Here is a 7,559-nt window from a genome sequence, read left to right as displayed (position 1 = left end):
TCGAATCCCTCTTCCTCCGCCATTTATTTTTCCATCAAGTTGGTTTTTGAACTAGCTTAGTTAGATGGAACAGTCAATGCTCTTTGTGGGCATGGGCTAAATTCAGTATATTTTTTATTGGCGCGGGGTGGAGCAGTTCGGTAGCTCGTCGGGCTCATAACCCGAAGGTCGCAGGTTCAAATCCTGCCCCCGCAATATGGTCTGGTAGTTCAGTTGGTTAGAATGCCTGCCTGTCACGCAGGAGGTCGCGGGTTCGAGTCCCGTCCAGACCGCCATTTTTTTATGGCTCAGTAGCTCAGTCGGTAGAGCAAAGGACTGAAAATCCTTGTGTCGGCGGTTCGATTCCGTCCTGAGCCACCATTATCATGCTCTTGGTAATGGCGGTTGTGGCGAAGTGGTTAACGCACCAGATTGTGGCTCTGGCACTCGGGGGTTCGATTCCCCTCAATCGCCCCATTAATTTTTAATACGCGGGTGTAGTTTAATGGTAAAACTCCAGCCTTCCAAGCTGATGTCGTGGGTTCGATTCCCATCACCCGCTCCATATATGGGCCTATAGCTCAGCTGGTTAGAGCGCACGCCTGATAAGCGTGAGGTCGATGGTTCGAGTCCATTTAGGCCCACCATATTTTTTTCTTATTATTCCGCAGTAGCTCAGTGGTAGAGCAATCGGCTGTTAACCGATCGGTCGTAGGTTCGAGTCCTACCTGCGGAGCCATTATGGGGAAGTACTCAAGAGGCTGAAGAGGCGCCCCTGCTAAGGGCGTAGGTCGGGTGACCGGCGCGAGGGTTCAAATCCCTCCTTCTCCGCCATAAATGGCCCCTTGGTCAAGCGGTTAAGACACCGCCCTTTCACGGCGGTAACACGGGTTCGAATCCCGTAGGGGTCATAAAACAAGAAAGAGTAGCAGGCATCTTGCCCGCTGCTCTTTTTTGTATGTTCTTTCCTATTCCTTATATGTAAACCCTCATTATTTTTCTTTCCTTAAATCCCGCATAATGAAATTTGGAGCACTTACAAAGAAGGACTAACCTTTGCTTCAAACAACCAATACTAAATCCTATCTAAATTTTTTACAATTAGTTTTGAATGTAAGTTTATTGGAGCTGAGGGTACTGACTCCGACAGAATGTAGCAGCAAGGTGGAGACCTCACAGGCACTAGCGAGGAGGATTAAAAAAGCTTCTGCTCCACAGATTATTGTGGATGTAAATTTGAATTCGTCCAAAGCTATTAAATGCTTTTCTTTAGATTAACCAATCCAGCAAAAGCATTCTTGTTTTCATCAAAAATAAATTCAACATAAGGAGTATTTTATTTCTCTTTAATTACCCCAAGGATCGGCTATTCACTGTTGTTCGGGCGCTAAATCTTCCTTTAAAGCCCGAAGGAGTGACTGCCCACCACTGTTCGGGCGTTAAATCTTCCTTTAAAGCCCGAAGGAGTGACTATCCACCCCTGTTCGGGCGTTAAATCTACTTTTAAAGCCCGAAGGAGGAGCTCTCTACTGCTGTTCAGGCAATAAATCTTCCTTTAAAGCCCGAAGGAGGGACTGTCCACCACTCCTCGGGCTTTAATCTATCTGTTAGAACATGAAACAATTCCAAGAGGTTCCAGTTCTGCCGTCAAGGTTAGCAAACGTGTTTTATGCTCTTTTAATAGTTGAGAGGGAGGCACTCTTTCTTTTTTGGGGCTTTTCTTCTTTCATATAATCGGTGGATGGTCCTGTATCAGCCCATTCGTTAAAACCACTCTTTGTGGTGATGAGCCAAATTAATTTTCTTGTCCTAAGAGTTTTCTGAATAATTTTAAATCTTTTTTTTAAAAAAAGAGGTTATTCTTTTAACATAAAAGGGTATTGATAAGAATACTTCAAAAATAACAGAAAAATTCCTACGGTCGGTTTGCATTTTCTTTAGGCTCTTTTCTCTTTTCCTTTCATTCGGCAAATTACATATMCCTTTTGACATTGGGTGACTATTCACTTTCCTGCCATAATTTTTTCGAGTTTACGGGCGGGATTTTATCTTTTTATGAAGGAAAAATTGTCTGGTGCGGATAGAAAGGGTGGAATATCCGGTATTTATGGGAGATTCACCAATTTTTTGTCAAAAAAGCAAGGAATTTTTGTCAAGGGATTGTGGCGGATAAAGAGAATTATAGTTCAAAATTGGAATATTCATTTCAAAGGGATTTCAATGTGAAACAGCATGCAGGGGCATGCGACTCCTTTTGAAAGTATGGACAAAGGCGGTTAGAGCATTTGTTTCACCTTCACTTCAATAAGGGCTTTAATGGGAGAGCAAAGGGGTTCCAATCTTTCCAGAAAAATGCCGGGTATTTCAGACAAGGCCTCGACGGGATGGTTCACATTCTTCGCAAGGGCTTTTGTTTTTGCCCGGAAAAGAGAGGAGCAGCCATAATGGCAAAGAAAAGATGCGTGGCTATGCTGTTGGCAGGGGGACAGGGCAGCAGGCTGAAAATGTTGACAAGGAATATTGCGAAACCCGCAGTTCCGTTTGGCGGGAAGTACAGAATCATCGATTTCACTTTAAGCAATTGCGCAAATTCAGGCATTGATACTGTCGGCGTGTTGACCCAATACCAGCCGATGGTGCTGAATTCCTACATTGGAATCGGAAGTGCGTGGGATTTGGACAGGAAGGATGGAGGGGTAACGGTCCTGCCGCCTTTCAGCGAGTCCTCCGAAGTGAAGTGGTACACGGGAACTGCTTGCGCTGTTTACCAGAACCTGAATTACCTGAAGCAGTATGACCCGGAGTACGTCCTCATTTTATCGGGCGACCATATTTACAAGATGAATTATGAACTTATGCTCCAGTACCATATTGAAAAAGGCGCCGATGCCACGATATCGGTCATTGAGGTGCCTTGGGCTGAGGCTAGCCGTTTTGGCATTATGAATACGGGCCCGGATATGAGAATCATAGAATTCGAGGAGAAGCCGGATGTTCCAAAAAGCAACCTCGCCTCAATGGGGATTTATATATTTAATTGGAATGTGCTGCAGGAGGGCCTTGAAATGGATTATATAAATGGGGATTCGAGCCATGATTTTGGGAAGGATGTCATTCCCCGTCTCGTTGAGGAAGGCAAGCGGCTTGTGGCCTATCCTTTTGCGGGGTACTGGAAGGATGTTGGGACGCTCGAAAGCTTCTGGGAGGCAAATATGGATTTGCTGGATGATACGTGCGGGCTGGATTTGTTCGATAACGATTGGAGGATTTATTCGGTCAATCCGAACCAGCCGCCACAGTTCATTTCAAGTGATGCGATGGTTGTGCACTCACTTGTCAATGAAGGATGCACCATCGAGGGAGACATTGAACGCTCCGTTGTTTTCCAGGGGGTCACAATTGAAAGAGGGGCCGTGGTCAAGGATTCTGTTATCATGCCAGATGCTATTATTGGCAAAAACACATTTATCGAGAGGGCGATTGTCCCTTGTGATATGCAAATTCCGGATGGCGTGGTGATTCGCCCGGAAAACGGGGAAGTTGTACTCGTTAATAAAGAAATGATTGAAAAGAGATATTTAGCAACTTAATTTTCAAAGGAGGGGCAAAAAATGAAGAAACAATTATTAGGAGTGATCGATGCCGCGACATATCACGAAGACTTGCAAGAGCTGCTGCCGCACAGGCCGGTTGCCGCCCTGCCCTTTGCAGGGAGATACCGCCTGATTGACTTTGTCCTTTCAAGCATGGTGAATTCAGGAATCAGCAGTGTGGCAGTTTTTCCAATGTCAGGCTATCGGTCATTAATGGACCATCTTGGTTCGGGGAAGAATTGGGACTTGAACAGAAAGAGGGACGGGTTATTTCTTTTCCCGGCTTCTCCATCTGAAGCTGATAAAGAGTCTGGCATCGGGTGCTATTCACACTATGCCGAAAATCTTGATTTCTTTTACAGGAGCTCCCAGAAGTACACGTTGATTTCCAATTCATTTACCGTAATCAATACGGACTTCACCAGCCTTTTAGAGAAGCATATTGAGTGCGGATGCGATTTGACCGAGGTATATAAAAACGGGCGCGCGCTCGATATTTATCTGCTCGAAACCTCGCTCCTTATCGATTTAATTGAGAGCCGGGCCGAAACCGGGTATACGTGCATCAAGGACGTATTTGAAGATATGTCCAGCCCTTATACGGTGTGCAGATATGAATATGAAGGCTATGCGAAAAGGGTGGAAACGATTCAGGGGTATTATAAAACGAGCATGGAATTGCTTGATGCCCGTGTATGGAATACTTTGTTCAAAAGGTCACAGCCGATCTTTACAAAAGTGAAGGATGAGCCGCCATCCCGCTACTATGCGGAGTCAACGGTGAAAAGAAGCCTTATTGCCAATGGATGCCAGCTGAAAGGGAAAGTCGAAAACAGCATTATTTCAAGGGGAGTCACAATCGATAATGGCTCAATTATCCGAAACAGCGTGATTATGCAAAAGTGCCAGATTGGGGAAAACTGCGTACTCGATGGCGTCATCCTTGATAAAGATGTAACGGTTGAATCAGGCACTGTCCTGATTGGAAATCCGACGAATCCTATCGTCATCCGCAAGGGTTCTTACGTGGAGAATGCGAAACTGCCGGCGAATTCTCTCATGATTTTATAGGAAACGCTCAAGAACCTGAAGCAAGACAAACCTTATTAATAAAGGCCAGCTCCAGATGATCTGGAGCTGGCCTTTATACTATTCATTGGTCATTTCTTGTTATCGTCATCGTCTACATAGCTGTCCTTCCGCTTGTAATGGACGTCCCCCATTTGCGACTCCAACCCTTTCCTATCCAGCAAGTCCTCCAATTCCTTCAGCTTTTCATTGTTTGGATTGAATTGACGGTTTCCGCCTTCCATGTCATTGGAAAGGAATTCTTCAATGTCCTCTGGCGGAGCCTCTTCGTTGATGCCGTTTTTGTAGAGCTCGTCGTAGCTGTCGTAATCGCCAACAAGATCCTGGGGCCCTTCGGAAGTGCCGTAGCGGGCAACTTCCTCAAAGGAGTCATTTGTATCGATGACGCCTCCTTCGCTTCTTCCGCGGAAAGAATTTGGTACAGAAGGTTCAAGAATTTCCTCCTCAACAGGCCTGTCATTGGCAATTGTCCGGTCAGGTGTATGCTCGACACAATAGAGGGTGGAAGGCAGTGCTTCCAAACGTTCATATGGGATGTCTTCCCCACACTCCCGGCAGACGCCATAGAAACCATCATCGATTGCTTTAAGTGCTTCCTTCACCTTTTCCAGCTGTGAATCGGCATGGCCGTCCAAGGCGAAGCTCTTTTCCCTTTCAAAAAGCTCGGTTCCGAGGTCGGCAGGGTGGTTGTCGTAAGAGGACAGTTCCCCAACCGTTTCTGTTTCTTCCTTGTCGCGGTCCGCGTATCCGCCTTTCATTTCAAGCTGCTGCTCCAAAGCGTTTTCTTCTTCCTTCAATACATATTTCAATGAGTTCAATTGGTCTTTCGTTAACATACAGTTCACATCCGTTTCATTGCAAATTGGCTGTACTTAGGTTTTTCCCCTTACGCCCTGTGGCGAAACATTGTGCAAAGGAAGATGGTATGATGCTAGTGGTTTGGTTTGTGGGCCAATTTTCCAAAAAAAGAAAGCGGTGTGTGATAGACTTGAACAAATGAGCCAAAGGGAAGAGGAGAGGCGTGGTATGGGGATTTTTGTTAAGGAAGGGGCGCTTGAGGTACGGGAGCTACAGAAGGGGGATGCGGTCCTGTTGGCGAAATGGCTTTCCGACCCGGCAGTGCTTGAGTTTTATGAAGGCAGGGATAATCCGTTCGATTTGGAAAAGGTGATGGAAGTGTTTTACCAACCAGACGATGGTGAAACGAGATGCATTGTGGAGTATGAGGGGAAAGGGATTGGATATATTCAGTATTACAGGCTGGATGCAGAGACGAAAGCCGTATATGGCTATGAAGATGGATTCATATATGGAATGGATCAATTCATTGGGGAGCGTTCGTATTGGAACAGGGGGATTGGCGCGGCACTCGTTTCTTCGATGGCGGAGTACCTGGTTGGCGTGGAGAATGCGGATCGGGTCGTGATGGATCCGCAGGCCGGTAATGCCCGGGCGCTGAGGTGTTATGAAAAATGCGGATTCGAAAAGGTCAGGCTACTGCCGAAACGAGAGCTGCACGAGGGAGGATATCGAGATTGCTGGCTGATTGAATATAGAAAAGCGTAAGCGAACGTTTAGCGCAGTACAGACTTGGGGACATGGGTGCGTACTTACAAATATAAAAAAGCTCCCGCCGAAGCGGAAGCTAGGTGAAATGGCCGATGAAGAGGCCTATGGATAAAAGGAATCCGAATATTGTGTTTGTCTGGGCTGTTGATTTCATGGCGGGCATCATTTGGATTGGGACTTTGCCTGCCTTGAAGCCTTTGATTGCCTTTACAGCTTTCGGCGCGCTCAGGATGACGATTGCCGCCCATGGGGAAGCGATGCCAAGGCCAATCATGATTGCAACGAGAGCGTATGATGCGATGAACATGGCTGCGAGGAAATGGATTGCGTTTTCCCTGCCAAGCAAGATCGCCAGGGTTTTCCTGCCGAACTCCTTGTCGCCATCATGGTCGCGGATGTTGTTGGCAAGCAGGATTGCACCAACTAGGATGGAGACAGGGATGGAAACGAATACGCTTGTCGCCGATACGAATCCTGTTTGGATAAAGAATGAGATCAGGATGATCAGGCAGCCCATGAAGAACCCGGCAAACAGTTCGCCAAACGGTGTGTAGGCAATCGGGTACGGGCCTCCTGTATACAGGTAGCCGGCGAGCATCGATACGCTTCCGATGACGGCGATCCACCAGCTTGTTTCCATGCAAATATAGACGCCGAGCAGGATAGAGATGCCGTATAGGATTAGTGCAAGCTGCATGACAGTTTTTGGCTTGATTCCGTCGCGGACGATGGCGCCGCCTATCCCGACGGAATGCTCGGTGTCGAGGCCGCGCTTGAAATCATAGTATTCATTGAACATATTCGTAGCTGCCTGGATGAGCAGGCACGCAATCAGCATGGCAAAAAAGAGACCGAAATGGATTGTTCCTTCCTGGAGCGCAAGCGCTGTACCGAGGAAAACGGGTACGAATGCGGCTGTAAGGGTATGTGGCCTTGTCAGCTGCCACCAGGCGCGAAATCCGCGGTTTGATTCTGGAATATGGGGGGTGCCGGTCTGTACGTGTGATTGCATGAAGAACACTCCCTTATAATTAAATTCTGACTAGAAATCTACTAAAAATGGCCAAAAGGCCACCAGTCTTAAGTGTATGGAATTGATTGGAGCCTGTCAATGACTTTTTCCTGGCAGCTGGAAGCGAGGAAGGGATTTTATTTCCAATGAGAGAGACGAATTTGAGCATTGAATCAGGTTTGGCTTCGCGTTGAGAGTGGAAAAAAAGGCGGGTGGCTTTCTTTCGGACGGGAATGGAAATTTCCATCGGTTTGCAGGCGGCGTTTGTCGAGCTTTGCGGCAGAATACGGTATAATAAGGAATGAACCCGGTTGGTT

The 7,559-nt window shown here is 46.8% G+C and carries 5 protein-coding genes and 9 tRNA genes; 12 read left to right on the top strand and 2 right to left on the bottom strand.

Annotation, left to right across the window (positions count from 1 at the left end):
• Nucleotides 1-121 precede the first annotated feature (121 nt).
• The 11 genes from ADU24_RS15550 to ADU24_RS15500 all read left to right on the top strand — a co-directional run bounded on the left by ADU24_RS15550 (nucleotide 122) and on the right by ADU24_RS15500 (nucleotide 4,643).
• Nucleotides 122-195 (top strand) — tRNA-Met (locus tag ADU24_RS15550).
• A 3-nt stretch (nucleotides 196-198) separates the two neighbouring features.
• Nucleotides 199-275, top strand: a tRNA-Asp gene (locus ADU24_RS15545).
• A gap of 9 nt (nucleotides 276-284) precedes the next feature.
• Nucleotides 285-360, top strand: a tRNA-Phe gene (locus tag ADU24_RS15540).
• A 20-nt stretch (nucleotides 361-380) separates the two neighbouring features.
• A tRNA-His gene (locus tag ADU24_RS15535) sits at nucleotides 381-456 on the top strand.
• Between the two features lie 14 nt (nucleotides 457-470).
• Nucleotides 471-544: transfer RNA gene (locus tag ADU24_RS15530), tRNA-Gly, on the top strand.
• Between the two features lie 5 nt (nucleotides 545-549).
• Nucleotides 550-626: transfer RNA gene (locus tag ADU24_RS15525), tRNA-Ile, on the top strand.
• A 17-nt stretch (nucleotides 627-643) separates the two neighbouring features.
• Nucleotides 644-718 (top strand) — tRNA-Asn (locus ADU24_RS15520).
• Between the two features lie 4 nt (nucleotides 719-722).
• Nucleotides 723-813: transfer RNA gene (locus tag ADU24_RS15515), tRNA-Ser, on the top strand.
• A 5-nt stretch (nucleotides 814-818) separates the two neighbouring features.
• Nucleotides 819-890 (top strand) — tRNA-Glu (locus ADU24_RS15510).
• Nucleotides 891-2,423: 1,533 nt separating this feature from the next.
• Nucleotides 2,424-3,569, top strand: a complete 1,146-nt coding sequence (locus ADU24_RS15505) for a glucose-1-phosphate adenylyltransferase (RefSeq protein ID WP_053367486.1) — start codon at nucleotides 2,424-2,426, stop codon at nucleotides 3,567-3,569.
• Between the two features lie 21 nt (nucleotides 3,570-3,590).
• Entirely contained in the window at nucleotides 3,591-4,643 is a 1,053-nt protein-coding gene (locus ADU24_RS15500) for a sugar phosphate nucleotidyltransferase (protein ID WP_053367485.1), read from the top strand.
• An 89-nt stretch (nucleotides 4,644-4,732) separates the two neighbouring features.
• Here the strand turns inward: ADU24_RS15500 and ADU24_RS15495 are convergent, their stop codons facing one another.
• Nucleotides 4,733-5,497 (bottom strand): TraR/DksA C4-type zinc finger protein, encoded by a 765-nt coding sequence (locus ADU24_RS15495; RefSeq protein WP_053367484.1) that lies wholly within the window; start codon nucleotides 5,495-5,497, stop codon nucleotides 4,733-4,735.
• A 196-nt stretch (nucleotides 5,498-5,693) separates the two neighbouring features.
• Between ADU24_RS15495 and ADU24_RS15490 the strand changes: the two genes are divergently transcribed.
• Nucleotides 5,694-6,227: a GNAT family N-acetyltransferase gene (locus ADU24_RS15490; RefSeq protein WP_442853760.1), complete on the top strand. Its 534-nt coding sequence runs from the start codon at nucleotides 5,694-5,696 to the stop codon at nucleotides 6,225-6,227.
• A 79-nt stretch (nucleotides 6,228-6,306) separates the two neighbouring features.
• On the opposite strand, the gene ADU24_RS15485 is transcribed toward ADU24_RS15490, so the two are convergent.
• The gene (locus tag ADU24_RS15485) at nucleotides 6,307-7,242 is read right to left on the bottom strand and encodes a 1,4-dihydroxy-2-naphthoate polyprenyltransferase (RefSeq protein ID WP_053367482.1); all 936 of its coding nucleotides are present in this window, start codon (nucleotides 7,240-7,242) and stop codon (nucleotides 6,307-6,309) included.
• Nucleotides 7,243-7,559 lie beyond the last annotated feature (317 nt).

The organism is Bacillus sp. FJAT-27245 (genome assembly GCF_001273955.1).
GTDB lineage: Bacteria > Bacillota > Bacilli > Bacillales > Cytobacillaceae > Bacillus_D.
This window is presented reverse-complemented; position numbering and strand designations above follow the sequence as displayed.